We start from the raw sequence: 24,968 nt of genomic DNA, 5'->3' as shown, positions 1-24,968 counted from the left end.
TCAGGAATCAGATTTTTACGTCAGGCGCCGGCTTGTCGCTCGGGTTGGCGATCAGATCTTTAACCTTGTCGCTCATCGGGAAGTTCAGGTTCAGGCCTTTTGGTGGGACCGGGCTTTCGAACCACTTGCTGTAGATCTTGTTGATCTCGCCAGACTTGTACAGGGCGACGATGGCGTCATCGACAGCCTTCTTGAAGGCCGGGTCGTCTTTACGAACCATGCACGCGTAGGCTTCGAAGGACTGTGGAGTACCGGTGATGATCCAGTCAGCCGGTTTCTTGGCCTTGGCTTCTTCGCCGGCCAGCAGCGCGTCGTCCATCATGAAGGCCACGGCGCGGCCGCTTTCCAGCATGTTGAAGGATTCGCCGTGGTCTTTGGCGGAGATGATGTTCATGCCCATCTGCTTGTCGGCGTTCATCGCTTTGATGATGCGCTCGGACGTGGTGCCGGCGGTGGTCACGACGTTTTTGCCTTTCAGGTCGGCGAAGTCAGCGTAGGACGGCTTGCCATCCTTGTCTTTCTTGACCAGCAGTCGGGTGCCGATTTCGAAGATGTTGACGGTGAAGTCGACTTGTTGAGCGCGCTCGGCGTTGTTGGTGGTGGAGCCGCACTCGATATCCGCGGTGCCGTTCTGGATCAGCGGGATACGGGTTTGCGAGGTCACCAGGTTGTATTTGACCTGCAGGTCTGGCTTGTTCAGGTCTTTTTTCAGGGCCTCGACGATGGCCACTTGAATGTCGTGGGAGTAGCCCACGGGTTTGCCGGAAGCGTCCGCGATGTAGGAAAACGGAATGGAGCTGTCGCGGTGAGCGAGCGTGATGGTGCCCGAATCGTTGATTTTCTTCAGGGTGCCGGTGAGTTCGGCGGCGAAAACTGGCGTGCTGATCAGAGCGGCCGCAATGGCTGCGCCCAGGATGTGGGGAACGATGCGCATCAAATTTTCCTCGACATTGTTTTTTTTATGGAGCCAGTTTGTCGGCCCTTTTGTGCTTCGAATGCCTGACGGCTCCTGAAGTGTTGGCGCAACAGGCATTCGTCGAGAGAGTGTAGAGCATGAGTCGTGCCAGACCAGTCGCAGATAGCTAACCTGATGATTTATAACGTTATTAAAGTTTTGTGGCAGTATTTTTCAGCTTGGCTGATCCGGTTAACCGAATCGACCGTGAAGTCGCGTTCGGAAAACCGAACGCGACGCCTCAGCGCCATACCGGCAGACAATCAAACACGAACAGTACATGGGACGTCGCACAGATCGCCCCGAAAAACAGCACCAGAACGATCATCGGCGTGCCGCCCCACACGCGATAGCGCGGGCTGCCAAAGCGCTTGCGCGACGCGCGTGCCAGCAGCGCCGGGGTGATCACCGCCCACAACGTTGCCGCCAACCCGGCGAAACCGATGGCATGCAGAAAGCCTTCCGGCCAGAGAAAACCACCGAGCATCGGTGGCCCGAACGTCACGGCCGCCGTCTGCAGGCGACCGACGGGGCTGTCGTCGAACTTGAGCACATCGGCCAGGTAATCGAACAAACCCAGGGTTACCCCGAGAAACGAACAGGCCACGGCGAAATTGGAGAAAAACGTCAGCAGCAGATCGACGTTGGCGCTGTTGAGCCGTGCCCCCAGGGCGCTGATCAGCACATCGATGTTGCCGCCGCGCTGCGCAATGTCCCTGAACGCGTCGCGGGGAATGTTGCCCATGCTGCACAGCATCCACACCAGATACAGCGCCAGTGCGATCAAGGTGCCGCCGACCAGACAGGCGCGAATCCGCTGTGGATCCTTGCCGTAGTGCTTCATCAGGCTCGGCACGTTGCCGTGAAAACCGAACGAAGTCAGGCAGAAGGGCAGGGTCACCAGCAAATAGGGCCAGTAGTGGCTGTCGCCGCTGTTCAGATCAAGCAGCGTGGTGCTTTGCACATGGCCCAGCAAACCGCCGAAGGTCAGAAAGAATGCGAGGATTTTTGCGCCGAACACCAGCGTAGTCATGCGACTCACCGCCGTGGTACTCAGCCAGACAATGAACGCCACCAGCAGCGTGAACCCCAAACCGCCCGCGCGCGATGACAATTCAAGCCCGAAGGATTGCGCGGTGTGGTGAATCACTGAGCCGCTGGCGGAAATGTAGGCGTACGTCAGGGTGTAGAGGACAAACACAATGCTCAAGCCGTTCAAACGGCTCCAGCTACGGCCGAGCAGATCGCCGGTGATCGTGGAGAAACTCGCGCCTTCGCGGTAGTTGAGGTTAGCTTCGAGAATCATCAGGCCTGAGTGCAAGGTGCAGAACCAGGCAAACAGCAGCACGGCGACCGAGCCGTAGAACCAAAGGCCGGACATGATCACCGGCAGCGAGAACATGCCGGCACCGACGATGGTGCCGCCGATGATCATGGCGCCGCCAAGGATCGACGGCGAGCGTTCGACAGCGGGAACGGAGGATATTGAGGTGACGCGCATGGCAAGGCCCGCAATTTGAATTGTTATAGGTGCATCGACGCAAGGTCCCCCTGTGGGAGCGAGCCTGCTCGCGAATGCGGTCTGGCAGACGAAGTTGATGTCGACTGACACGACGCCTTCGCGAGCAGGCTCGCTCCCACAGGGATCGTGGTTTAGGCGATGTTGAGCAAACGAGCTAACCGTTGAACATTCGCCAGCAAAAAGCTGTCCTGCCCCGGCAGCGCATCAAACGACAGGCCCACTGGCAGCTCACCCGCCGCCGCCACCGGAACGCTGATGCTCGGCGCCGCCAGGTTGCTCGCCGGATCGGTATTGCGCACGAAAGTTTCAAAGTTGCTTTCATCCGAACAATCGCTGAGCAATGGCGCGCTGCAAGTGACGGTCGGGTAAGCCAGCAGATCCAGTTGATGGCGGCTGAACAGGGCGCGGTACTCCTTCTCCAGACGCAGCTTGCTCATCAGCGCCTGCACGTAGTCGGTGTAGGAAATCGCCGGGCTTTCCAGTTGGGCGGTGAGGATTTTCTTGATCGCCGGATCGCGAATCTGCGCGAGGATGTCGAGGAACTGTTCGCCGCGCCCTGCTTTCATCAGGAAGCGTGGAAAGTCGATGAAGAACTCATAGATCGGCAGGGGAAACTGAATGCTCTCGTTGATCTCGCCAATCACGGCATCGTCGACCGGCACGATGATCACGCCGCGCTCGGCCAAGGTATCGATGGCCGCGCGGCAAGCGCGTTGCACGTTGTCAGCGAGGTCGGTCCAGAGAAAACGCTCGGGAATGCCAATGCGCAACGGTCGGGTTTCAGCCTGATGCAGGCTGCCGCTCAGTTGCGCGTGAACGAACTGGCAATCTTCCACCGTGCGGGTCAGCAGGCCCGGGGTGTCTTTGGTTTGTGACACCGGGACGATGCCATCGGCGGGGTACACGCCCGTAGTCGGACGAAACCCGACGATGCCGCAGAACGCCGCCGGTATCCGTACCGAACCGCCGGTGTCGGTGCCGACCGCGCAGGGCACCAGCCCAGCGGCGACTGCCGCCGCGCAACCGCCGCTGCTGCCGCCGGCACTGTGGCGCTCGTTGGCGGGGTTGATCACGGCGCCATGAGAGTGGTTGGCCGAGGTCACGCCGAACGACAATTCGTGCATGTTGTTCTTGCCCACAACCTGCGCGCCCAATTGCCGAAAGCGCTGAACGATGTCGGCATCGTTCTGCGGCACATAGTCGGCCAGCCCGGGCGTGCCGGCGGTGGTCGGCAGGCCGCTGACGTTGATGTTGTCCTTGAACGACACCGGCAGTCCATACAGTGCGCTGTCGGGCCCGGCGGCATTTGCCTTGAACGCTGACGGGTCGAAGGTGATGAAACTGTTCAGGTGTTGCATCTGCACATGACGCTCGCGCAAGGCGTGCTGCCAGGTGTCCGGGCAGTGTTGGCCACTGCGAAAACCGTTGACGAGCTGTTCAATTGAAAGCTGGCTGTACATGGATTGTTCTCGGCGTGGATAGGGACTGGGTCAGCAGTAGCGGTACTGCGAGTGCAAGTCGTCGAGCGGGTTGCCGGCAATCAGGTCGCCGCCCAGGCTGCTGATCACCGCGCACGCGCCATTCAGCGCGGTCTGGATCGCGCCCTCGGCCCAGCCGCCGGTGAACGAGGCGCCGCAACCGGCCAGATACAAACCGGTGTCCTGTTTCGGATCGAGTGCGGTGCGGAACTGATAAAACAGGCGCTCGGAGTAAATGTCGTCGCCGGGGAAATTCAGCTTGAAAGCGCCGAGTGCGTGCTTGTCGGTCAGCCAGTCGTATTCCAGAACGTAACGCTGATAGTCACCGTCCAGCGGGAGCAGATGGCTGGCAAATTCCGGTGCGCTCATCGCCAGTTCATCGACCAGACGCAGGCAACGCTGCACTTTGTCGGTCATCGAAACCATCTTGTGCGAGTCGTCTTCCCAGGTGTAACTGATCAGCACCACGCCCCAGGAATCCGGATCGTGAGGCGCGTAGTCGAGGCAATACACGCCCTTGACCAGGGTGTCGGTCTGGATGTTCTGGGCCAAGCCATGTTTGAGCCAGAACTTGTCCTTGGTCAGGATGAACAGCTTGGATGAGCCGACCATATGCGTTTCGTTGATCGCCCGCGCGACGTCGCGATTGACGAAGGCCTGGTTCTGCGTGAGCTTGAGGTTCACTTGCAGGGCGCGGGTCGTGGTGGTGGTGATGACGCGGTCGCAGGCGTAGGTTTCGCCATTGCTGCCGGCCAGCAGAATTTCGCCGTGCGCACCCTTGTTGATCGATTCGATGCGTGTGCGGCAGATCATGTCGCGCACCTGAATACCGTTGAATTCGGTGTCGGCAATCCGCTCGGCCAGCGAGGAAATGCCGTTGGGTACCAGACGCTGATTGACCTCCAGCGCATTCACCACCAGACGCAGGATCTCGGTGAACGAGGCGCGGTACACCGACTGGAAACCGCCCGAGCCAATGCCCAGCGAGCCGAACAGATGGAAGTCTTCGGGCTTGCGCCACGGCTTGCCGCCCGGCGGCTTTTTGCCGGTGAAGATGCGCACCATCGCCGAGTAAAAGGAGCTGTCACCGAAGCAGTCCAGATAGCGTTGCCACTCGGGCTGTACTTCGCAGTAATTGTGCTGCTTGAGCAATTCGGTGATCAGCAGCGGCGGTGCCAGGCACGTACCGTCATCAAGGGTGACACCTTCGCTGAGAAACGCGATCCAGCCCTGGTGCACGGTGCTGAACAATGCCGGCGGTGGTTGCATCGCCGCCCAGTGATGGGCCTCGCCCCGGTAGTGGATTTCAGTGTCGACAACACCCGGGTCGGGAAACGCTTCGGTGGTCTGGATGCCGAATCGGTTGAGGTAATGAAACAGACCGACCTCACTCGGCGGAAAGCGCATGGCGCCCATTTCCGCGATGAATTGTGGCTGTTCCTCGTCAAAGCACTGCGTCAGCAGGCGCCCGCCGACATGCTCAGGTTCGGCTTCAAACAACGTCACGCGACGCGCACCGGCGCGCAGCAATTCGTAAGCGGCGACCAGCCCGCTGAGGCCGGCGCCGACGATGCCGATGTGTTTCTCGGCAGTTTCCGCCGGCAGGTAACCAATGGCTTCCTCGGCACTGCGCAGAAACTGGCCATAGTCATACAGTAGATCGACGTAGGGAAAAGACAGGCACGCGGACGCCTGACTGACATCATGGGAAATAGCTTTCACAGGGGGACTTCTCGATCGATCAGATAATGAGCTGCAGGCTTTCAAGGGCGCGTGCGGGGTTGAGCAACAGGATCTTCTTGCCGTGAATCTTCCACGTGCCATCGATGTTGATCAGTTGATGTTCGACGGTCACCGGGTAGTGCCATTCGTTGTCGCCGCGGGCTTCGCAATAAAGCATGTTGGAGCTGGCGAAGGCGCTGAACGAGGCTGCGTCGAGGCTGATGCGCGGGCGCTGGGCGATGTGCAGGCTGCGACTCTTCGGTTGCTGGGAAAAGTTGCGTGCATTGGCCAGTCGGTTGATCCGCAGCGTGGTCAGAAAACGGTCTTCGTACACCAGCGATGATTCGTGCAACGGGCTGACCTGCTCACGGGTCATCGGGATCCAGTAGTGGTAGTCATCGCTGAGCAGCTGTTGCCAGGCGTCGAAATCCTGCTGGTCGAGCAAGTTCAGTTCGGTTTCGATCAGTTGCTCGATGGCATGGTGATTAGATTGATCGTGTTGCATGGTCGTCCCGCATCAAGTGCTGCCAACTGTTATAGAAATTACGCATGGCCATTTCGCTGGTGCCGGACACCACTTGGCTCTGCGCATAAGATTCGTTCGGGCTGAACAAGCGGGCGACGTTGACCCATTCGTTGGCGTCGCTGCCCAGGCCTTCCATGGCCCGTTCGTACATTTCCACGTCGTCGTGGGCGACCATCGAGCACGGCGAGTTGATCAGGTTGTTGTACTGCACGGTTCTTTCCAGCAACTGCACGGGCGCGCCTTGCAGTTCGAAGATCCACGACTCGACGATGGTTTCGCGGGCGCTGACCGGTTTGATCACACGCAAGGTCTGGATCGGTCCCTTGACCATCAGGTTGGGGAAATACACGGTGTTGTGGCGGGTGTCGTCGAGGATCGCCCGGGCCTGTTCTTCACCGTAGCTTTCGACCATCAATTCCCAGTAACCGGGGATGTCGGTGTACGCCTTGTGGATCGAATTGCTGACCCCTGTGTGCCCGTGGCCATTGGGCCAGACCCGAATACCCATGCCGGCGAAAAACTCGTAGGAGGCCATGAACGGCGAGAACAGTTCGACCGCCATCGGTGGCTTGCCCTGATTGCCGGTTTCCTGCCACAGGCGTATGGCTTCGCCGGCCGAAGACTCGTGGGCGATCATCGGGTGGCAGGTGTCGGTCTGGTTGTCGACGACCATTTTCCAGTTGCAGCGATGCCGGTGCAGCAGTGGCTGGCCGATCACTTTCAACTGGCCCTGCGGTGAGCGCATGACCATGTTGTCGAGTGTCGACAGCGACTCGCCGAAAAACGCCTCGAAGCCGATGCCTTCTTCTGTCAAACGGACAAACACGAAGCCGCGATAGTTGTGCACCGCGTTCACCGGGCGCATGCCTTTGTGCGCGGAACAACTGCTGAGGTCGCAGTCGTCGTATTCCTTTTTTACCGGAATGCTCAGCAGCTCGCCGTCAGTCTTGAACGTCCAGGCGTGGTATGGGCAGCGCATGAAGCGGCCGACATTGCCTCGCGCTTCAGCGAGGACTTTCACGCCTTTGTGCGGGCAGCGATTGTGCAGGACGACGATGGCGCCGTTCTTTTGCCGCACCATCGCCAGCGGCTGTTGCGCGAGGGTGGTGGTGAAGTAGTCGCCGGTCTCGGGGATCAGGCTGTCGTGACCCAGGTAACACCAACTCGCAGCGAATACGCGCTGCTGTTCCTGTTCGAAAAGCGCCTGATCAAGGAACAGAGATTTATGCACTTCTCTGCCATTGAAATAGTTGTCCAACGGGGTGTCCTCTCTCAGATCGCCAGTTTCAGGCGCGGGCTTTTGGCGCGGGAGACGCAGGGGTAGATTCGCGCACTGCACGCCGCTTCCTGTTCGCTCATGATGAAATCGCGGTGATCGACTTCGCCTTCCAGTACGTCCAGCGCACAGACGCCGCATTCACCACGACGGCAGTCGTACAGCGGATCGAGTCCTGCCGCCTCCAAAGCTTCGAGCAGCGACTGTTGCGGGCCGACATTGACGCTGACGCCGGAGTCGGCCGCCTCGATGACAAAGCCTTGCGCGGCGTCATCGCGGGCAACGTTGAAGACTTCCAGATGGATCTGCTCACGCGCCAGGCCGACGCTCTCGGCGTGGCTGAGCACTGCGTTGAGCATCGCCGCCGGGCCGCAGACATACAGACGGTCATCGGCGCGCAGATCGGCGAGCACTTCGCTGATCGCCGGACGACTGCCGGAGAGGTGCAGTTGCATGCGCTCTTTCAGGTGTTCTTGCAGGTGCCGGGCGTAGACCGCGTCGTCGGCGCTCTTGGCGAAGTAATGCAGGTGCGCAGGGCGGTTCAACGCGTCGAGATGGCGCAGGATGCCGGTCAGCGGCGTGATGCCGATGCCGCCGGCAATCGCGATGTCACGCCCGCTGTCAGCGTCGATCGGGTAGTTGAAGGTGTTCAACGGACCTTCAAGTTCCACGCTGTCATTGACGGCCAAGGTGTCGATGTACTGGCTGCTGGCGGAGTCCGGCGAGAGGCGAATGGCGAAGGTGAACTGACCATCCTCACCCTCGTTCACATGCACCGTCGAGTAATGCCGACCATCTTCCAGCCCCGGGATCAGCCATTTGAAATGTGTCCCGGCATGGCTCATGTCGATCAGGGAAGGCGGGCCGCTGACGGTGACTTCCTTGATCGACGCCGAGAGCATCCGGCAGTGGGTGACGGTGTATTTCATGCAGGATTTTCCTGGCTCAGCGGTGTTTCGTGCAGGTACAACCACTGCACGTCGTGGTGCTGGACACGCAGGATCGCCAGCGAAATACGCGAGGTTTCGCTTTGGTTCAGGCGATGGGTTTCCTTGTAGCGCAGGGCCACGGTCGTGCCTTCGTGCCAGACCGTGTGCAGCTCGCTGATCAGGATCTCCAGACCTTTGCGGGCACCGACGGCGCCGCTGAACAGTTGCTCGACTTGTGCCCGACCGACCACGGCGGCCGAGGTGGTGACCATGCTGAAGTGCTCGGCGAACACGTCCATCAGCGGCGCGATGGCGTCTGCGCCGGCACCGTCGGCATCGGTGAAGACGCGATGAATCAGTTCGTGCACGTGGTGAATACTGTGTTGCGCTCGTTCAACCAGGTTGTTGTTCATGGCATTCCTTTGGAGGGTTCAATTGACTCATCTGAAACAGCGGGAACAGCCCGACCAGAGCGGCAATCGCGAAGGTCGCGTGGTAAGCCTGTGTGGTATCGAACTGCTTGAGCAGCACATTGAAGATCATCAGAAACAACGCGGCACCGAGGCTGAACGACATCTGCCGATTGATGTTCCAGATCACGCTGGCCTTGTGCGTATCGCCGCCGGCAAAGTCCATCAGCGAGGTGGTCTGCGCGGTGTTGGCGCCGATGCCACCGCCGATGCCCATCAAGCTGTAAGCGATGACGATCACCCACAGGTCCGTTGGCGCGCTGACCAGCATCAGCGTGGCGATGCCGGCGCTGTGCAGGAGCATGCCGAGGGTGAACAGGCGTTTCGCGCCGACGCGGTTGTAGACCCGGCCGCAAATCGTCATCGCAATGAAGGCGCCGATGGCATAGAGGATCATGAACATCCCGGTCAGTCGGGCGCTGAAGTGCAGGGTGTTCTGCAGGAAGAAAATGCTCATCAGGTTGACCCCGGTGAACACGCCGGGAATCGCGTAATAGATGAGGATCGAGGTGCTGAGTTTTTTGCTTTTAAGCAGGCTCAATTCGATGATCGCGTTGTTGCAGCGGCGGTAGTGCCGCAGGTACAGCACGATGAACAGCAAGCCCGCCGCGACACAGCTCAACGCGGCCAGCGCCGGGTAGTCGCCGCCGTACAGCGACATGCCCATCAGCAGGCTGGCGAGCGCGGCACTGACCAACAGCAGGCCTTTGATGTCAGGGCGTGGCAGATCGGCCGGTTTGCTTTCCTTGATCCAGAACCACGACAGCCCGGCGGCGATCAACGAGAACGGAATGTTGCTGTAGAACACCCAACGCCATGAACTGCTGTCGACAATGATGCCGCCGACCGTCGGTGAAATGGCCGGGGCAATCAGCGCGACGGCCATCACCAGTGTGGATATCTTCGCCCGCTGCTCGCCCTGAAACAGATTGAAGGTCAGCGCCTGACCGACCGGAATCAGCAGCCCGCCACCGACGCCCTGAACGAAGCGCCAGATCACCAGTTCGTGGAAACTGTCGGCCATGCCGCACATCCACACAGAGCCGGTGAACACCAGCATCGAAGCGGTGAGAATTTCGCGACTGCCAAAACGCCCGGCCAGCCAGGTGCTGACCGGAATAATCAGGGTCAGGCCAAGAATATAAGCATTGGCGACCCACGCCACCGATGAAGTACTGACCTGTAAAGTTGCCGATATACTGGGCAGTGCCACCGCCGACATAAATATGTTTATACAGTCAATAAAAAAGCCGATCAGAAAGATCAGCGCGATCTTATAGCGATAGTTCATGTTGAATCCCCTTTGCCGCGCAGCATAGGGGCGATGGACTTGAAGTGTCGATACGACTATGCTTAAAACAATGTTTGACAGGATTTAACAGTGAGCCATAGCGCCATGCACTCTCATCTTAATCGGGTTCAGACGTTCCTTGCGGTGGTGGATTTTGGTTCTTATACCAAGGCTGCAAACTATCTGAGTATCAGCAAAGCCATGGCCAGCCTGCATGTCAAGGCGCTGGAAGAAGTTTTGTCGGCGACGCTGTTGATCCGCAATACCCGCAATATATCGCTGACCGAAATAGGTCAGGAGTTTTATGAAGAGTTCAAGGGCATTGTCGCAGACATCGACAATGCGTTTGATAATGTCCTGAAAGGTAATAATCGGGTGTCCGGAAAGTTACGAATTAGTTCAACCAGTGAATACGGTGAAAAGTATATTCTGCCGTTGATCCCTCTGTTCTCCGAGCGTTATCCGGAAATTCGCCTGTGCTACAACTTCAACTCTTCGTTGAATGATCTGGTCGCGGAAAAACTTGATCTGGTGATCCGTCTGGGCAACTTGGCGGATTCGGCATTCAAGAGCCGCAAGTTGGCCGATTATGAAATCGTGCTGGTGGCCACCGAGCAATTCCTGGTCCGACATCCGGTGCGTGAGCCGCAGGACCTGAACAGCGTGCCGTGGATTGCCAACAGCAATTTGCAGGCGCCGACCCATTGGACATTGCGTCATGGCCAAGGGCAGGGCGTCGAGGTTGGCGGTACCAGCCACTTCGAGTCGAACTCGTCGACGGCGATTCGCTCGATGACGTTGTCGTCGCTGGGGGTGTCGGTTCTGCCGGCCTGGGTGGTGGCCGATGACATTGCTGCCGGGCATCTGGTGCGCTTGCTGCCGGAGTATTCGTTGCCTTCGCAGTCGATCAATGTGGTATTTCCGAACACCCCGCATCTGCCACACAAGTCACGGGCGTTCATTGATTTTCTGTTGTTGCACCTGGCGCAGTGATGCTGGCCCAAAAGCCCCTCACCCTAGCCCTCTCCCAGGGGGAGAGGGGACTGACCGCGTTGCCCTTGCGAGTATGCCGACCTGAAATATCGAGTCGACCTCAGGATTGGAAATCTTCGCCGATCTGCTCCCTTTTCCCCTCGCCCCCCTTGGGGGGAGAGGGTTGGGGTGAGGGGGGCTGGATCTCATTGGCACAACAAAAAGCCCCTGAATCTCTCAATTCAGGGGCTTTCGTTTAAGCGTTGATCCGAAAATCAGGCCGCTTCGATCTTGCGGTTCTGTTCAACCTTACCCAGATAGGTTGCGAGTTTTTCCTGCTCTGCCGGCGTGGTAAACAAGCCGAGTTTGCTGCGGCGCCACAGAATGTCGTGGGCAGTGGTCGCCCATTCTTCGCTGCACAGGTAATCGACTTCACGGGTGTAGAGTCCGCCGCCCAGGTGCTCGCCCATGTCGGCCAGGGTTTCCACGCCTTCAAGCATGCGCCAGGTGCGGCTGCCGTAAGTGGTGGACCAGCGACGGGCGATCTCGGTCGGCACGAAGTCGAACTTGTCGCGAATCTGCGCGCACAGAGCCTGTGGCGTGGTCATGTCTTCGCCGCCGGGCAGGGTGGCGGTGGCTGTCCAGCTCGGGCGCATCTGGGTGAAAAACGGCAGCAACTGCGCCATCGCCGACTCGGCGAGTTTGCGGTAGGTGGTCAGCTTGCCGCCGAACACCGACAGCAGTGGCGCTTCTTCGCCGCCAGCCGACAGGGCCAGGGTGTAATCGCGGGTGACGGCCGACGGGTTGTCGGATTCGTCGTTGCACAGTGGGCGTACACCCGAGTAGCTGTGCTGGATGTCGTCGCGGCTGATCTGCTGTTTGAAGTGCGCGTTGACCACTTTCAGCAGGTAATCAGTTTCGCCTTCAGTGATGGCGACTTTCGCCGGATCGCCGGTGTATTCACGGTCGGTGGTGCCGATCAGGGTGAAGTGGTTCAGGTAAGGAATGGTGAAAACGATGCGCTGATCTTCGTTTTGCAGGATGTGCGCATGATCGCCTTCGTACAGCTTTGGCACGATGATGTGGCTGCCCTGAATAAGACGGATGCCGTACGGCGATTCCATCTTCAAGTCATCACGAATGAACTTGGCGACCCACGGGCCCGCGGCGTTTACCAGCGCTTTGGCAGTGATCGAGAACAGGCTGCCGTCGGCACGTTCCAGGTTCAGGTGCCACAGGCCCTTGGTACGGCGAGCGCTGACGCAGCGAGTCTGGGTGTGCACGTGGGCGCCTTTTTCGCGGGCGGCCATGGCGTTCAGAACCACGAGGCGGGCGTCGTCGACCCAGCAGTCGGAGTATTCGAAGCCTTTCTTGATTTCGCTTTTCAACGCGCTGTCGGCGCCGAACTTCAGGCTTTTCGAACCTGGGAGTTTTTCGCGCTTGCCGAGGTTGTCATACAGGAACAGGCCTGCACGAATCATCCACGCCGGGCGCAGGTGCGGACGGTGCGGCAACACGAAGCGCATCGGTTTGACGATGTGCGGCGCTTTGGCCAGCAGTACTTCGCGTTCAGCCAGCGCCTCGCGCACCAGACGGAATTCGTAATGTTCGAGGTAGCGCAGGCCACCGTGGATCAGCTTGCTGCTGGCCGACGAGGTGTGGCTGGCCAGATCGTCCTTTTCGCAAAGGAACACCGAAAGCCCGCGACCGGCGGCATCCGCTGCGATTCCCACGCCATTGATCCCGCCACCGATCACGGCGATGTCGTAGATCTCGGAGATTGGGGGCGTACGCAAGGTAGAGGTGGACATCGGCTGGCCTCGGGTTCTTTTGATTTTCTATATTGGAAATCGAACATGAATGTTCATTTGCGAAAATGGTAGCCCATAAAGACGCGCGCAGCCAGTCGCGTTCGATTGAAAAAACTCATCGAAGGGCGGTTAAAAGAAAATTTTCGAACATTAAATGCAAAAGATCGCAGCCTTCGGCAGCTCCTACAGGTCAAGTGAACCCATGTAGGAGCTGCCGAAGGCTGCGATCTTTTGATCTTGGGGGGGTTAAACCACTTCCAGGCGAATCTTGTGCTGGCTCAACAACTGCGCCAACGCCGGCACCGGCTGCTGATCGGTCACCAGGCAATCGATCAGACTGATCGGCCCCAACCGGATCATCGCGTTACGCCCGAACTTGCTCGAGTCCGCGGCCAGAATCACCTGCCGTGCATTGGCAATGATCGCCTGCGAAACCCGCACTTCCTGATAATCAAAATCCAGCAAACTGCCGTCTTCATCGATCCCGCTGATCCCGACCAGGGCGAAATCAACCTTGAACTGATTGATGAAATCCACACTCGCCTGACCGACCACACCGCCATCACGACGGACATTGCCGCCAGTCAGCAGCACATCGAAATCATCCTTGGCACTGAGCATCGACGCTACGTGCAGGTTGTTGGTGATGATCTTCAGGTGATTGTGATTGAGCAGGGCGCGAGCAATCGATTCGGTGGTCGTGCCGATATTGATGAACAGCGAGGCGTGATCGGGAATCTGTGCGGCGATGGCTTCACCGATGCGTTGTTTTTCGTCGCGCATCTGATCGGCGCGCATCGCATAGGCAGTGTTTTCGACGCTGGAGTCGTAAGCGGCGCCGCCATGGTAGCGACGCAACAGATTGGCTTCCGCGAGCTGATTGATGTCGCGGCGGATGGTTTGCGGGGTAACAACGAACAGCGTGGCCATTTCCTCGATGCTCACATAGCCGCGTTCGCGGACCAGCTCGAGGATTTGCTGCTGACGGGGAGGCAGATTCATGGGGCTTCCTTTGGGCTGCCGTGCAAAATTTGCCCATGATGCCGCAGGAATCTCCTCCCGACCAGTTAGTTACCTATCAGTCTCTGCAGGTTGGCTTATTCAGCGTCCTCACGCGCCCAGTCACGGGTACGGCTGACGGCTTTCTTCCAGCCTTTGTACAGCTTCTCTTTCTCCACTTCGTCCAGGCTTGGCTCGAACTCACGCTCGATCACCGCTTTACCACGCAGTTCGTCCAGGCTGCCCCAGAAACCGCACGCCAGACCGGCCAGATACGCCGCACCCAGCGCCGTGGTTTCGCGCATTTGCGGGCGCTCGACCTGAGTGCCGAGGATATCGGCCTGGAACTGCATGAGGAAGTTGTTCGCCACCGCACCGCCATCCACGCGCAGGGCCTTGAGGCGTTCGCCGGAGTCCTGTTGCATGGCGTCGAGCACGTCGCGGGTCTGGTAGGCGATCGATTCCAGCGCAGCGCGGATGATGTGATCCACACGCACACCGCGCGTCAGCCCGAACAGCGCGCCACGGGCATACGGGTCCCAGTACGGAGCACCCAGACCTGTGAATGCCGGTACCAGGTACACGCCGTTGCTGTCCTTCACTTTATTGGCGAAGTATTCGGTGTCGTGGGCGTCGTTGATGATCTTCAGTTCATCACGCAGCCACTGTACGGTCGAACCGCCGTTGAACACCGCGCCTTCCAGTGCGTAAGCGACTTCGCCACGCGGACCGCAAGCGATGGTGGTGAGCATGCCGTGCTGGGATTTCACCGCTTTGTCGCCGGTGTTCATCAGCAGGAAGCAGCCAGTGCCGTAGGTGTTTTTCGCCTGGCCCGGCTCAACGCACATCTGACCGAACAGTGCCGCTTGCTGGTCGCCGGCGATACCGCCGATGGCGATGCCGCTTTTGGTGCGACCGTAGATTTCCGAGGAAGCCTTCACTTCCGGGAGCATTTCGCGCGGGATGTCGAGGATCTCAAGCATCTTCGAATCCCATTCCAGCGAATGGATGTTGAAGAGCATGGTGCGCGAGGCGTTGGTGTAGTCGGTGACGTGCACCTTGCCGCCAGTGAATTTCCAGATCAGCCAGCTATCGACGGTGCCGAACAGCAGTTCGCCGTTGCGTGCACGCTCGCGGCTGCCTTCGACGTTGTCGAGGATCCACTTCAGTTTGGTGCCGGAGAAGTACGGGTCGGTGACCAGACCGGTGTTGTCGCGGATGTACTCTTCGTGGCCGTCACGCTTGAGTTGCTGGCAGATCTCGGTGCTGCGGCGGCACTGCCAGACGATGGCGTTGTACACCGGGCGACCGGTGGTCTTGTCCCAGACCACGGTGGTTTCGCGCTGGTTGGTGATACCGATGGCTGCGACCTGGTCGTGGTGCAGACCGGCCTGGGCCAGCGCTTCAACCATCACCGCGCTCTGGGTGGCGAAGATTTCCATCGGATCGTGTTCGACCCAACCGGCCTGCGGGTAATGCTGAGCGAATTCGCGCTGCGCGGTGCAGACCACGTTCGCATCGCGGTCGAAAATGATCGCGCGGGAGCTGGTCGTACCCTGATCGAGGGCAATGATGTAGTTCTTATTCTGAATGTCGGTCATGTCGATTGCCTTGGACGAAATAAGGGAGAGTGGGCCGTGGCGCAGGCTCTATTGGGCAGGAGCCGGCGCCGACTGTTTCAAGAAGTTCTTGGTTTGCCGTCAATGGCCGGTTCTGCATCCTTTGTAGCAGGTGTGGCGCCGGTCAGGTGACGAGCGATAAGCCCGCGATACCCGGCAGCGCCGAGGCAGGCACCGACAATCGGTGCAAAAATCGGAATCAGGAAGTACGGAATATCGCGGCCGCCAGTGAAGGAAATTTCACCCCAGCCGGTGAAGAAAGTCATCAGTTTCGGACCGAAGTCACGTGCCGGGTTCATCGCGAAACCGGTCAGCGGGCCCATCGAACTGCCGATCACGGCAATCAGCAAACCGATCAGCAGCGGCGCCAGTGGGCCTTTCGGCAGGCCGTTGTTGTCGTCGGTGAGGGACATGATCACGCCCATCAGGATGGCGGTGATGATCATCTCGACCAGGAACGCCTGAGCAGTCGACAGCACCGGGTTCGGGAAGGTCGAGAACACGGAGGCCAACTCAAGGCTGGCAGCCGAACCGCGAACCATTTGGTGAGTTTGTTCGTAATCGAAGAATAGATTGCTGTACAGCGTGTAAACCAGCAGCGCTCCGCAGAAGGCGCCGGCGATCTGGGCAAGAATGTAGAACGGCAGTTTGCGCTTTTCGAAGTCAGCGAAGATCGCGAGCGCGATGCTGACCGCCGGGTTCAGGTGTGCGCCGGAAACCCCGGCGGTGAGGTAGATCGCCATGCTCACGCCGACGCCCCAGATGATGCTGATTTCCCACAGGCCGAAGCTGGCGCCCGCGACTTTGAGCGCGGCAACACAACCAGTGCCGAAAAAGATCAGCAGTGCAGTACCCAGAAGTTCGGCCATGCATTGGCTCGAGAGCGATGGTTGCTGTAAAGCAGTTGTCATTGAAAACCTCGGTTTTTGTTGTTGTCTGGCGTCTTGCCGATAGGGCAGGGCGCGATTTTCCCCGGTCAGAAATCCCCATTCCTTTCCCGGTTTACTGCGGGGTGCTGCGATGACGATAATTCTTACATTATTCAGATTCGAAAAAATATAGACAAGAAACAAACCTGTCAAAGGTCGAAAGTGAACCATCGGTCACAATAAAACTATTCGCTGTGTGAATGATCCTTTGCCGTCGATGCAGAACGGCGCGCTCAGAGTGTCTGCAAGTCACGGGAATCACGGCTTGGGATAGAGCCTTTTAGGGGCTGATCACCTAGAATCCGGCACAGTGTTTTTCCGTCACTGCCGAGCCCGGAGCTGCCATGACCCCTGCGTTGGACTTGTTGAAAAAAGTTCGTGCCGAACATCGCGTGCACAGTTACGAACATGACCCCAAAGCCGCGTCCTATGGGTTGGAGGCCGCAGAAAAACTGGCACTTGAGCCGACGCAGGTGTTCAAGACCTTGCTTGCCGCCAGCGAAAAAGGTGAATTGCTGGTTGCAGTAGTGCCGGTCGTCGGAAGCCTCGACCTCAAGGGGCTGGCGCATGCCGCCGGTGTGAAAAAAGTCGAGATGGCCGACCCGGCAGCAGCACAGCGTTCCACCGGATATCTGTTGGGTGGCATCAGCCCGTTGGGGCAGAAGAAGCGACTGCGCACCTTCATCGATCACTCGGCTCAGGGTTTTGCGACTATTTATGTCAGCGCCGGCCGGCGTGGGCTGGAAGTGGAATTGGCACCCGCCGTGCTCGCCGAACATACCCAGGCGAAATTTGCCGACATCGGCCGTCCATAGCCGTTATTGCTGTATGTGGAAAATTGGCCGGTTCTGTCACTGGCGCTGATCGCCTCGTGGTTGCATGCTCGGGCGACTGACTTAAGGAGAAGGTTATGCAGCTCGAGTTTCATCAGGTCGACGCATTCAGTGATCGGCCGTTCAGTGGTAATCCGGCGATGATTTATCGGCTGGATGCCTGGCTCGCGGATGAGCTGATGCAGAACATCGCCGCGGAACACAATCTGGCGGAAACCGCGTTTCTGGTCCGCGAAGGTCAGGCGTGGCACATCCGTTGGTTCACCCCGACCACTGAAGTGCCGCTGTGCGGGCACGCTACGCTGGCCAGTGCTTATGTGCTGTTCGAGATCTACAAGGAAACCGTCGAGCGTATCGACTTCACCTCTAAATCCGGCCCGTTGAGCGTCACTCGGGAAGGTGATCGGTTGTGGCTGGATTTTCCTTGCATCGTGCCGTCAGAGATTGGTGTGACGCTGGATGTCGAACGAGCATTGGGCGTTGAAGCCGTTGATGTGCTCGGCTCAAACGAACTGTTTGTGGTGCTGGAATCGGAGCAGGCGGTGCTTGATTGCAAGCCGGACATGGTCGCGTTGGCCAAGCTGCCTTGGCTGGGCGCGATCGTCACGGCGCGCGGCAATCAACATGACTTCGTCTCGCGCTATTTCGCACCGGCAATTGGCATCAATGAGGATCCGGTGACCGGCTCGACACATTGCAGCCTGATTCCGTATTGGTCGAAGCGACTGGGCAAATCGAGCCTGACTGCGTGCCAGCGTTCGGCGCGGGGTGGGGAGTTGTTCTGTCGATTGGAGGGCGAGCGGGTGAAGATTGGCGGCAATGCGACGCTGGTTGCCAGCGGCACCCTGATCCTCGGTTAAAAGCGAAAAGATCGCAGCCTTCGGCAGCTCCTACATTGATCCCTGTAGGAGCTGCCGAAGGCTGCGATCTTTTGATCTTTAAAGCGCGGTGCTATAGCGGCGGACGCCGTTTTCCACTGCCGGGATTTGTGCAGCGGTGCTGCCCGAAGCCTGGAAAAGTACGAGGTGTTCAGCGGCGACACGAATCCCCACTTCCGCCCCCACCTGATGATCAGCGTGGCTCGGGAAAATCGATTCCAGCTGCGCACCCGTCGGCAGTTGCAAACGATACAGCGTCGACGCCCCAAGGAACGTCTTGCCGACAATCCGCGCTTTCAACGCACTGTCCGGCGCATAAACAATGTCATCCGGACGCAACAACACATCCACCGCGCCGCCAATCGGCCAGGTGTAAGCCCGATTGCCGCGCAGCTCGCCCAGTTCAGTCTGCACCGATTCCGGGCTGCCGAGCTGGCCGCGAATGAAGTAACCCTGTCCGATAAAACTCGCTACAAACGGCGTGGCCGGTTCGTGATACAGGTTGTACGGCGTGTCCCACTGTTCGAGTCGACCTTCCTTGAACACGCCAACGTGATCGCTGACGGCAAAGGCTTCCTCCTGATCGTGGGTCACCAGAATCGCGCTGGTGCCACGGGCCTTGAGGATGTCGCGCACTTCGTGGCTGAGCTTGCGGCGCAACTCGCCATCGAGGTTTGAGAACGGCTCGTCGAGCAGCAGCAATTGTGGCTCCGGCGCCAAGGCGCGGGCGAGGGCGACGCGCTGTTGCTGGCCGCCGGACAACTCGTGCGGGAAGCGTTTGCCGAGGTTTTTCAGGTTGACCAGTTCGAGCAGCTCTTCGGTGACGCGCTCCTTGTTCGGGTGCTTGCGAATACCGAAGGCGATGTTGTCGGCGACGCTCAGGTGCGGGAACAGCGCGTAGTCCTGGAACACCATGCCGATCCGGCGCTTCTCCGGCGCCAAGGTGAAACCGGCGCTGGAAATGGTTTCGCCACCGAGGGTGATTTCACCTTCGTGCACCGGTTCGAAACCGGCGATGGCGCGCAGGGTGGTGGTCTTGCCGCAGCCGGACGAGCCCAGCAGGCAGCCGATGTCACCGGCGTTGAGGTGCAGATTGAGGTTCTGCACCACACGTTGATCTTGATAGCCGCAAGCTAGGTTGCGCAGGTTCAGCAGTAATTCATGGCTCATGCGTGGTGATATGCCGGTTCGACGAGGAACTCGAGCAGGGCCTTCTGTGCGTGGAGACGGTTTTCTGCCTGATCCCAGGCGACGGAGCGCGGGTCATCAAGCAGGTCGAGGCTGATTTCTTCGCCACGGTGCGCAGGCAAGCAGTGCATGAACAGCACGTCCTCGGCAGCGAGGTCGAGCAGGGCACGGTTGACCTGGAACGGCGCGAACAGCTTGAGGCGCTTGGCAGTTTCCTCTTCCTGGCCCATCGAAGTCCAGACATCGGTGCTCACCAGGTGCGCGCCGCGCACGGCGTCCTGCGGGTCGCGGACGATGGTCACACGATCGCCAGCCTTGGCCACGAACTCTGGGTTGGGCTCGTAGCCTTCCGGGCAGGCGACGCGCAACTGGAAGTCGAACTGGATCGCCGCCTCTATATAGCTGTTGCACATGTTATTGCCGTCGCCGATCCAGGCCACGGTCTTGCCCTGAATCGAGCCACGGTGTTCAAGGAAGGTCTGCATGTCTGCCAGCAACTGGCACGGGTGCAGGTCATCGGACAGGCCGTTGATCACCGGGACGCGCGAGTTGGCGGCGAATTCGGTCAGAGTGCTGTGGGCGAAGGTGCGGATCATCACCGCATCGAGCATGCTCGACATGACGATGGCGCAGTCGCCGATCGGTTCGCCACGGCCCAGTTGGGTGTCGCGCGGCGAGAGGAAGATCGCCTGGCCGCCGAGCTGGATCATGCCGGCCTCGAACGAGATCCGGGTACGGGTCGATGACTTCTCGAAGATCATACCCAGCACGCGGTTTTTCAGAGGCTCGAACAGTACGCCGCGGTTACGCAGGTCCTTGAGCTCAACGCCTCGACGGATCACGCTGACCAGCTCTTCGGGCGTGCAATCCATCAGGGAGAGAAAGTGCCTTGCGCTCATCATTGACTACCTTTTTGCTACAAACCGCAGATGCTCAAAGCCTTGTTTATCGGAACAACGGGCGAGACCTGCGGCGTAAGCCGCACGGGGCGACGAAATAGGGGGAGGCGCGATATTGACACTAAATGTCGCGTTTTTCCAATAGACTACGGTTTTTGCGAGAATCGAAGGGCACACCGGATGTTGCAGTCGCGCATTTGAAGCCGGGTTCAGGGCAGCAGCGAGTCCCTTTGTACACTGGCCTCGCAAGGGTTGGCAATGCGGGGTGGCGGGGATCGGGCAGGCTGAGTCGGTTTCCGGTCGTGGCGCCATGCCATCACTTGGTCGGATGTTCAGCCTGAAACATTTGCTAAAGCAAAGTGCTGGGTTATAAATAAGTTTCGAGCGACGCAGGAAGCCTCCGCATGGAATCGAAAGAAAAACTGTTAATGGAATTGCTGGGCCACACGGCTCGCTCACTGACCCATCTCACCGCGTCGGTCACCTCAATGTCCTTCGAACTGCTGCGTAGCGAAGACGAAGTGGTCAAGACGGCCGGCCGCCACATGATTGATCGCATGGCCACCATCAGCGCCGGGCTCGACGAGCATTGGCGATTGATTGGCGAACTGACCGGCGTACATGTCGCCCACGAGCAGATTGAAACCATTCAGGAAATCCAGTTGGCGGCGCCGCCTCAGCTCCCTTCCAGTTAAACGTGGCGATCTATCGGCTCACCTGATAGTCGTCGATTCACAAGACGAACGTCGCTGGCGCCTGGACGGCGGCGGGGCCATAGTTTTGTTCCCGCGGGCGTGATTGTCCGCCCAGAACAAGACAGAGACTGGCCATGACCAAGACTCTCCATCACCGTGCCTGCCACCTGTGCGAAGCCATTTGTGGTCTGACCATCGAGACCACCGAAACTGATGGCCATGTTGCTATCACCTCGATCAAGGGTGATGCCCTCGACACCTTCAGCCGTGGCCACATCTGCCCCAAAGCCGTAGCCCTGCAAGACATCCAGAACGATCCGGACCGCCTGCGCCAGCCAATGCGCCGCGTTGGTAGCGAGTGGCTGCCGATCGAGTGGGATGAAGCGTTTGCGCTGGTGGCCGAGAAACTGGCGACGATTCAGGAACGTCATGGCCAGAACGCCGTTGCGGTTTATCAGGGCAACCCGAGCGTCCACAACTACGGGCTGATGACCCACAGCAATTATTTTCTGGGTCTGTTGAAGACGCGCAACCGCTTTTCAGCGACGTCGGTCGATCAGTTGCCGCATCACCTGAGCAGCTATTTGATGTATGGCCACGGTCTGCTGCTGCCGATTCCGGACATCGATCACACCGATTTCATGCTGATCCTCGGCGGGAACCCGTTGGCGTCCAACGGCAGCATCATGACCGTGCCGGATGTTGAAAAACGCTTGAAAGCGATTCAGGCGCGCGGCGGTAAAGTGGTGGTGGTCGATCCACGGCGCAGTGAGACGGCGGCGATGGCTGATCAGCATTTGTTCGTGCGTCCGGGGGGCGACGCGGCGTTGTTGTTTGGCCTGCTCAACACGTTGTTCAGCGAAGGGCTGACCCGCGACAGTCATTTGCCGATTGATGGCCTGGACGACGTACGCGCGGCGGTGGCGGCGTTCACGGCTGAGGCGATGAGTCCGCTGTGCGCCGTGCCTGCCGAGCAGATCCGTCAGCTGGCGCGTGACTTCGCTGCTGCGTCGAGTGCGGTATGTTACGGGCGTATGGGCGTTTCAACACAGGCCTTCGGCACCTTGTGCCACTGGGTCGTGCAATTGATCAATCTGGTCACCGGTAATCTCGACCGGGTTGGCGGCGCTTTGTGCACTGAGCCGGCCGTGGATCTGGTGGCGTCGACCTCGGGCGGGCATTTCAACAAATGGCAGAGCCGTGTCTCGGGTCGTCCTGAATACGGCGGAGAGTTGCCGGTCTCGGCGCTGGCTGAAGAGATGCTTACCGACGGTGAAGGCCAGATTCGCGCGCTGATCACCGTTGCGGGCAACCCGGTGCTGTCGACGCCGAACGGGCGTCAACTGGAACAGGCGCTGGACGGTCTGGAGTTCATGGTCAGCATCGACCTTTACATCAATGAAACCACGCGCTACGCCGATCTGATCCTGCCGTCGACCTCGGCGCTGGAGAACGATCACTACGACACCACCTTCAATCTGTTCGCGGTGCGCAACGTCACCCGCTTCAACCGCGCGATCCTCGCCAAGCCTGAGGGCGCTTTACATGACTGGGAGATCTTCGTCGGTCTGGCCAAGGCGTTTGCCGAGAAGACCGGCAAAGAACTGAAACCGACCATGCCGCCGGCGAAGATGATCGACATGGGCCTGCGTATGGGTCTGTACGGTGACGGGTCTGAGCGAAAGCTGTCACTGGCGACGTTGTTCGATCATCCGCACGGGATCGATCTGGGGGCGCTGAAAGCGAATCTGGCGTCGCGGCTGAAAACGCCGAATCAGCGAGTGCAGGCCGCGCCGCCAGAGATTCTTGCTGACCTCACACGTTTCGCTGCCTTGCAGGCGCCGGTCGCCGATGAACTGTTGATGATTGGCCGCCGCCACGTACGCAGCAACAACTCGTGGATGCACAACTATCACCGTCTGGTGAAGGGCAAGCCGCGTCATCAGTTGCTGATGCACCCGGACGATCTCGCCAGTCGTGGGCTTAACGATGGTCAACGGGTGCGCGTCAGTTCGCGGGTCGGCCAGATCGAGGTGGAGGTACTCGGCAGTCTGGACATGATGAAAGGCGTGGTCAGTTTGCCGCACGGCTGGGGCCATGCGCGCCCGGGTGTGCAGATGGCGATTGCCAGTGGCCAGCCGGGTTCGAGTGCCAATGATCTGACCGATGAATGCCAGCTCGATGAATTGTCGGGTAATGCGGCCCTTAATGGTGTGCCAGTGACGGTGGCGGCCGCTTGAACGTGACTGTCGGGGAGACCGAGCATGGCGCTCGGGATTCCGTTACAATGCGTCACCGTGCCGACCCATGAGTCGGAAAGTTCAGCCGAGGTGCTCCATGGATATCATCGAAACGATTAAAGAGCAGATTGCCAACAACACCATTCTGCTTTACATGAAAGGCTCGCCGAATGCCCCACAGTGTGGCTTCTCCGCGAAAGCTGCGCAGGCTGTGATGGCATGTGGCGAAAAGTTTGCGTACGTGGACATCCTGCAGAACCCGGAAATCCGCGCCAACCTGCCTAAGTACGCCAACTGGCCGACTTTTCCGCAACTGTGGGTCGGCGGTGAGCTGGTCGGCGGTAGCGACATCATGACCGAGATGGCTGCAGACGGTTCGCTGCAAACCACCATCAAGTCGGCTGTTGAAGCGGCAACTGCGAACAAGTCCGAAGCTTGATAAGGCTGGGTTTCACCCGACACCTCCTGCTTGTGTAGGAGCTGTCGAGTGAAACGAGGCTGCGATCTTTTGATCTTCAGCCAATAAAAAGCCCCGCACCTCGAAAGAGGGCGGGGCTTTTTAGTGCGTCCGAAACGTTACTGCAAGGTGCCGGTGCAATCTGAAAAGATCGCAGCCTTCGGCAGCTCCTACTCTTCGCCCATCTGCGATTGCAGATAGTTCTCAAGACCGACTTTATCGATCAGGCCCAGTTGGGTTTCCAGCCAGTCGATATGTTCTTCTTCGGATTCGAGAATGTCTTCCAGCAGCTCACGGCTGCCGAAGTCGCCAACGGTTTCGCAATGTGCGATCGCGGTCTTCAGGTCAGCGTGGCCGGTCTTCTCGATACGCAGGTCGCACTCCAGCATTTCCTTGGTGTGCTCGCCGATGTGCAGCTTGCCCAGGTCCTGCACGTTCGGCAGGCCTTCGAGAAACAGGATGCGCTTGATCAGCTTGTCGGCGTGTTTCATCTCGTCGATGGATTCTTTGTACTCGTGTTTGCCGAGCTTGTTCAGACCCCAATCTTCATACATGCGCGCATGCAGGAAGTACTGATTGATCGCGACCAGCTCATTGGCAAGGATCTTGTTGAGATGCTGGATGACTGTAATGTCGCCTTTCATGATCGGAGTCCTGCCCTGTATTCGTTGTATATACGGCAGAGTTTGAGCTTCGTATTTATAAGTGTCAAACCTAAGTTATTGAATAATATATGAAAATTAATCGGAATAAGAATGTTTGTGTTCCGCGTCTGGAGCCTAACCAATTGATTTACAGGCATAAAAAAACCGGACATAAGTCCGGTTCTTTGAAATGGGGTGTTATTACGCGGCAGTAAATTCTACCGGATAGGGGATCGCGGCCTGAGCGGTTTGCAGCTTGGTCAGGGTTTCGCGGACCACTTCCTTGGCAAGGCAGGCACATTTGCCGCATTGGCTGGCCACGCCGGTAGCCTGGCGAACTTCTTTATAGCTGCAGCAACCTTCATAGATCGCTTCGCGGATCTGTCCGTCGGTGACGCCAGTGCAGAGACAAACATACATAAGTGAGAACCGTCGCTGGTTGTGACTCAATTGCGATGGATCTTAATGTTAACGAGAATGATTGTCAAAGTGCTTTCGGAACGCTTCAGCTGATTAACAGGCATGACTGACGAACGGTATTTGCTGGCGATTTGCCTGGCCCCGTAAATGCAGCGCCGTTCTGCGTCTGCTTTGAAAAACCGTTAAGGACAGGCCAAATTCGCAGTGTATGATGG

General features: G+C 58.7%; 23 protein-coding genes. 6 read left to right on the top strand and 17 right to left on the bottom strand.

The genetic code is table 11. The features are described 5' to 3' along the window. Window positions 1-7: 7 nt before the first annotated feature. The 9 genes from ACIF4X_RS09005 to ACIF4X_RS08965 all read right to left on the bottom strand — a co-directional run bounded on the left by ACIF4X_RS09005 (window position 8) and on the right by ACIF4X_RS08965 (window position 10,169). On the bottom strand, window positions 8-934 hold the full coding sequence (locus ACIF4X_RS09005) for a glutamate/aspartate ABC transporter substrate-binding protein (protein ID WP_077574373.1): 927 nt from the start codon (window positions 932-934) through the stop codon (window positions 8-10). A 262-nt stretch (window positions 935-1,196) separates the two neighbouring features. Continuing rightward, entirely contained in the window at window positions 1,197-2,456 is a 1,260-nt protein-coding gene (mtr, locus tag ACIF4X_RS09000; protein ID WP_397481837.1) for a tryptophan permease, read from the bottom strand. 152 nt (window positions 2,457-2,608) lie between these two features. Next, complete coding sequence (locus tag ACIF4X_RS08995; protein ID WP_397481836.1) at window positions 2,609-3,937, bottom strand: amidase family protein; 1,329 nt, start codon at window positions 3,935-3,937, stop codon at window positions 2,609-2,611. Window positions 3,938-3,967: 30 nt separating this feature from the next. Next, complete coding sequence (locus ACIF4X_RS08990) at window positions 3,968-5,677, bottom strand: FAD-dependent oxidoreductase (protein WP_397481835.1); 1,710 nt, start codon at window positions 5,675-5,677, stop codon at window positions 3,968-3,970. A 19-nt stretch (window positions 5,678-5,696) separates the two neighbouring features. Then, on the bottom strand, window positions 5,697-6,182 hold the full coding sequence (locus ACIF4X_RS08985; RefSeq protein ID WP_397481834.1) for an aromatic-ring-hydroxylating dioxygenase subunit beta: 486 nt from the start codon (window positions 6,180-6,182) through the stop codon (window positions 5,697-5,699). After that, window positions 6,163-7,461, bottom strand: a complete 1,299-nt coding sequence (locus ACIF4X_RS08980; RefSeq protein WP_397481833.1) for a Rieske 2Fe-2S domain-containing protein — start codon at window positions 7,459-7,461, stop codon at window positions 6,163-6,165. The genes ACIF4X_RS08985 and ACIF4X_RS08980 overlap by 20 nt, the downstream gene beginning before the upstream one ends. A gap of 14 nt (window positions 7,462-7,475) precedes the next feature. Next, window positions 7,476-8,408: a flavin reductase family protein gene (locus ACIF4X_RS08975; RefSeq protein ID WP_397481832.1), complete on the bottom strand. Its 933-nt coding sequence runs from the start codon at window positions 8,406-8,408 to the stop codon at window positions 7,476-7,478. After that, window positions 8,405-8,821, bottom strand: coding sequence for a DUF4440 domain-containing protein (locus ACIF4X_RS08970; RefSeq protein ID WP_397481831.1), 417 nt, complete (start codon window positions 8,819-8,821; stop codon window positions 8,405-8,407). Before ACIF4X_RS08970 ends, ACIF4X_RS08975 begins: the two co-directional genes overlap by 4 nt. After that, window positions 8,802-10,169: an MFS transporter gene (locus ACIF4X_RS08965; protein WP_397481830.1), complete on the bottom strand. Its 1,368-nt coding sequence runs from the start codon at window positions 10,167-10,169 to the stop codon at window positions 8,802-8,804. Before ACIF4X_RS08965 ends, ACIF4X_RS08970 begins: the two co-directional genes overlap by 20 nt. A 105-nt stretch (window positions 10,170-10,274) precedes the next feature. On the opposite strand from ACIF4X_RS08965, the gene ACIF4X_RS08960 reads away from it, so the two are divergent. Continuing rightward, window positions 10,275-11,162, top strand: coding sequence for a LysR family transcriptional regulator (locus ACIF4X_RS08960; protein WP_397481829.1), 888 nt, complete (start codon window positions 10,275-10,277; stop codon window positions 11,160-11,162). 254 nt (window positions 11,163-11,416) lie between these two features. On the opposite strand, the gene glpD is transcribed toward ACIF4X_RS08960, so the two are convergent. The 4 genes from glpD to ACIF4X_RS08940 form a co-directional block, all read right to left on the bottom strand. Then, window positions 11,417-12,952, bottom strand: a complete 1,536-nt coding sequence (gene glpD / locus ACIF4X_RS08955) for a glycerol-3-phosphate dehydrogenase (RefSeq protein WP_397481828.1) — start codon at window positions 12,950-12,952, stop codon at window positions 11,417-11,419. A gap of 246 nt (window positions 12,953-13,198) precedes the next feature. After that, window positions 13,199-13,954 carry a DeoR/GlpR family transcriptional regulator gene (locus ACIF4X_RS08950; protein WP_007916700.1) on the bottom strand — a complete coding sequence of 252 codons (756 nt, stop codon included), beginning with the start codon at window positions 13,952-13,954 and terminating at the stop codon, window positions 13,199-13,201. Between the two features lie 95 nt (window positions 13,955-14,049). After that, window positions 14,050-15,552, bottom strand: a complete 1,503-nt coding sequence (gene glpK / locus ACIF4X_RS08945; RefSeq protein WP_038369082.1) for a glycerol kinase GlpK — start codon at window positions 15,550-15,552, stop codon at window positions 14,050-14,052. A gap of 77 nt (window positions 15,553-15,629) precedes the next feature. Beyond that, complete coding sequence (locus tag ACIF4X_RS08940) at window positions 15,630-16,481, bottom strand: MIP/aquaporin family protein (protein ID WP_397481827.1); 852 nt, start codon at window positions 16,479-16,481, stop codon at window positions 15,630-15,632. 362 nt (window positions 16,482-16,843) lie between these two features. On the opposite strand from ACIF4X_RS08940, the gene ybaK reads away from it, so the two are divergent. After that, window positions 16,844-17,314, top strand: a complete 471-nt coding sequence (ybaK, locus tag ACIF4X_RS08935) for a Cys-tRNA(Pro) deacylase (RefSeq protein WP_397481826.1) — start codon at window positions 16,844-16,846, stop codon at window positions 17,312-17,314. A 95-nt stretch (window positions 17,315-17,409) separates the two neighbouring features. Beyond that, window positions 17,410-18,192, top strand: a complete 783-nt coding sequence (locus ACIF4X_RS08930) for a PhzF family phenazine biosynthesis protein (protein WP_397481825.1) — start codon at window positions 17,410-17,412, stop codon at window positions 18,190-18,192. A gap of 78 nt (window positions 18,193-18,270) precedes the next feature. Here the strand turns inward: ACIF4X_RS08930 and ACIF4X_RS08925 are convergent, their stop codons facing one another. Then, window positions 18,271-19,380 carry an ABC transporter ATP-binding protein gene (locus ACIF4X_RS08925; protein WP_122589765.1) on the bottom strand — a complete coding sequence of 370 codons (1,110 nt, stop codon included), beginning with the start codon at window positions 19,378-19,380 and terminating at the stop codon, window positions 18,271-18,273. Further along, window positions 19,377-20,297, bottom strand: coding sequence for an ornithine carbamoyltransferase (argF, locus tag ACIF4X_RS08920; RefSeq protein ID WP_045123046.1), 921 nt, complete (start codon window positions 20,295-20,297; stop codon window positions 19,377-19,379). The genes ACIF4X_RS08925 and argF overlap by 4 nt, the downstream gene beginning before the upstream one ends. Before the next feature lie 404 nt (window positions 20,298-20,701). Between argF and ACIF4X_RS08915 the strand changes: the two genes are divergently transcribed. From ACIF4X_RS08915 to grxD, 3 genes are all read left to right on the top strand, one after another. Further along, window positions 20,702-20,992, top strand: a complete 291-nt coding sequence (locus ACIF4X_RS08915) for a hypothetical protein (RefSeq protein ID WP_038369077.1) — start codon at window positions 20,702-20,704, stop codon at window positions 20,990-20,992. A gap of 134 nt (window positions 20,993-21,126) precedes the next feature. Next, window positions 21,127-23,232 (top strand): molybdopterin oxidoreductase family protein, encoded by a 2,106-nt coding sequence (locus ACIF4X_RS08910; protein ID WP_397481824.1) that lies wholly within the window; start codon window positions 21,127-21,129, stop codon window positions 23,230-23,232. 97 nt (window positions 23,233-23,329) lie between these two features. Next, on the top strand, window positions 23,330-23,671 hold the full coding sequence (gene grxD / locus ACIF4X_RS08905; protein WP_159815396.1) for a Grx4 family monothiol glutaredoxin: 342 nt from the start codon (window positions 23,330-23,332) through the stop codon (window positions 23,669-23,671). 188 nt (window positions 23,672-23,859) lie between these two features. Here the strand turns inward: grxD and bfr are convergent, their stop codons facing one another. Together bfr and ACIF4X_RS08895 are read right to left on the bottom strand one after the other, a co-directional pair. Next, a complete protein-coding gene (bfr, locus tag ACIF4X_RS08900; protein ID WP_007916671.1) occupies window positions 23,860-24,333 on the bottom strand; it encodes a bacterioferritin in 474 nt (157 codons plus the stop codon). A gap of 201 nt (window positions 24,334-24,534) precedes the next feature. Continuing rightward, a complete protein-coding gene (locus ACIF4X_RS08895; RefSeq protein ID WP_003227725.1) occupies window positions 24,535-24,753 on the bottom strand; it encodes a bacterioferritin-associated ferredoxin in 219 nt (72 codons plus the stop codon). Window positions 24,754-24,968: the final 215 nt, after the last annotated feature.

Origin of the sequence: Pseudomonas sp. NPDC085632, from assembly GCF_044541255.1 — a bacterium.
Taxonomy (GTDB): domain Bacteria; phylum Pseudomonadota; class Gammaproteobacteria; order Pseudomonadales; family Pseudomonadaceae; genus Aquipseudomonas.
Note: the sequence above shows the minus strand (reverse complement) of the source record. Positions and strands in the feature narration are given on the sequence as shown.

What these genes read in the sequence shown, in the direction of transcription:
- ACIF4X_RS09005 (WP_077574373.1), bottom strand. Translation starts at nt 934, where the DNA reads ATGCGCATCGTTCCCCACATCCTGGGCGCAGCCATTGCGGCCGCTCTG.
- glpK (WP_038369082.1), bottom strand. Translation starts at nt 15,552, where the DNA reads ATGACCGACATTCAGAATAAGAACTACATCATTGCCCTCGATCAGGGT.
- ACIF4X_RS08995 (WP_397481836.1), bottom strand. Translation starts at nt 3,937, where the DNA reads ATGTACAGCCAGCTTTCAATTGAACAGCTCGTCAACGGTTTTCGCAGT.
- ACIF4X_RS08940 (WP_397481827.1), bottom strand. Translation starts at nt 16,481, where the DNA reads ATGACAACTGCTTTACAGCAACCATCGCTCTCGAGCCAATGCATGGCC.
- ACIF4X_RS08915 (WP_038369077.1), top strand. Translation starts at nt 20,702, where the DNA reads ATGGAATCGAAAGAAAAACTGTTAATGGAATTGCTGGGCCACACGGCT.
- argF (WP_045123046.1), bottom strand. Translation starts at nt 20,297, where the DNA reads ATGAGCGCAAGGCACTTTCTCTCCCTGATGGATTGCACGCCCGAAGAG.
- mtr (WP_397481837.1), bottom strand. Translation starts at nt 2,456, where the DNA reads ATGCGCGTCACCTCAATATCCTCCGTTCCCGCTGTCGAACGCTCGCCG.
- ybaK (WP_397481826.1), top strand. Translation starts at nt 16,844, where the DNA reads ATGACCCCTGCGTTGGACTTGTTGAAAAAAGTTCGTGCCGAACATCGC.
- ACIF4X_RS08960 (WP_397481829.1), top strand. Translation starts at nt 10,275, where the DNA reads ATGCACTCTCATCTTAATCGGGTTCAGACGTTCCTTGCGGTGGTGGAT.
- glpD (WP_397481828.1), bottom strand. Translation starts at nt 12,952, where the DNA reads ATGTCCACCTCTACCTTGCGTACGCCCCCAATCTCCGAGATCTACGAC.
- ACIF4X_RS08895 (WP_003227725.1), bottom strand. Translation starts at nt 24,753, where the DNA reads ATGTATGTTTGTCTCTGCACTGGCGTCACCGACGGACAGATCCGCGAA.
- grxD (WP_159815396.1), top strand. Translation starts at nt 23,330, where the DNA reads ATGGATATCATCGAAACGATTAAAGAGCAGATTGCCAACAACACCATT.
- ACIF4X_RS08910 (WP_397481824.1), top strand. Translation starts at nt 21,127, where the DNA reads ATGACCAAGACTCTCCATCACCGTGCCTGCCACCTGTGCGAAGCCATT.
- ACIF4X_RS08975 (WP_397481832.1), bottom strand. Translation starts at nt 8,408, where the DNA reads ATGAAATACACCGTCACCCACTGCCGGATGCTCTCGGCGTCGATCAAG.
- ACIF4X_RS08965 (WP_397481830.1), bottom strand. Translation starts at nt 10,169, where the DNA reads ATGAACTATCGCTATAAGATCGCGCTGATCTTTCTGATCGGCTTTTTT.
- bfr (WP_007916671.1), bottom strand. Translation starts at nt 24,333, where the DNA reads ATGAAAGGCGACATTACAGTCATCCAGCATCTCAACAAGATCCTTGCC.
- ACIF4X_RS08925 (WP_122589765.1), bottom strand. Translation starts at nt 19,380, where the DNA reads ATGAGCCATGAATTACTGCTGAACCTGCGCAACCTAGCTTGCGGCTAT.
- ACIF4X_RS08950 (WP_007916700.1), bottom strand. Translation starts at nt 13,954, where the DNA reads ATGAATCTGCCTCCCCGTCAGCAGCAAATCCTCGAGCTGGTCCGCGAA.
- ACIF4X_RS08985 (WP_397481834.1), bottom strand. Translation starts at nt 6,182, where the DNA reads ATGCAACACGATCAATCTAATCACCATGCCATCGAGCAACTGATCGAA.
- ACIF4X_RS08930 (WP_397481825.1), top strand. Translation starts at nt 17,410, where the DNA reads ATGCAGCTCGAGTTTCATCAGGTCGACGCATTCAGTGATCGGCCGTTC.
- ACIF4X_RS08970 (WP_397481831.1), bottom strand. Translation starts at nt 8,821, where the DNA reads ATGAACAACAACCTGGTTGAACGAGCGCAACACAGTATTCACCACGTG.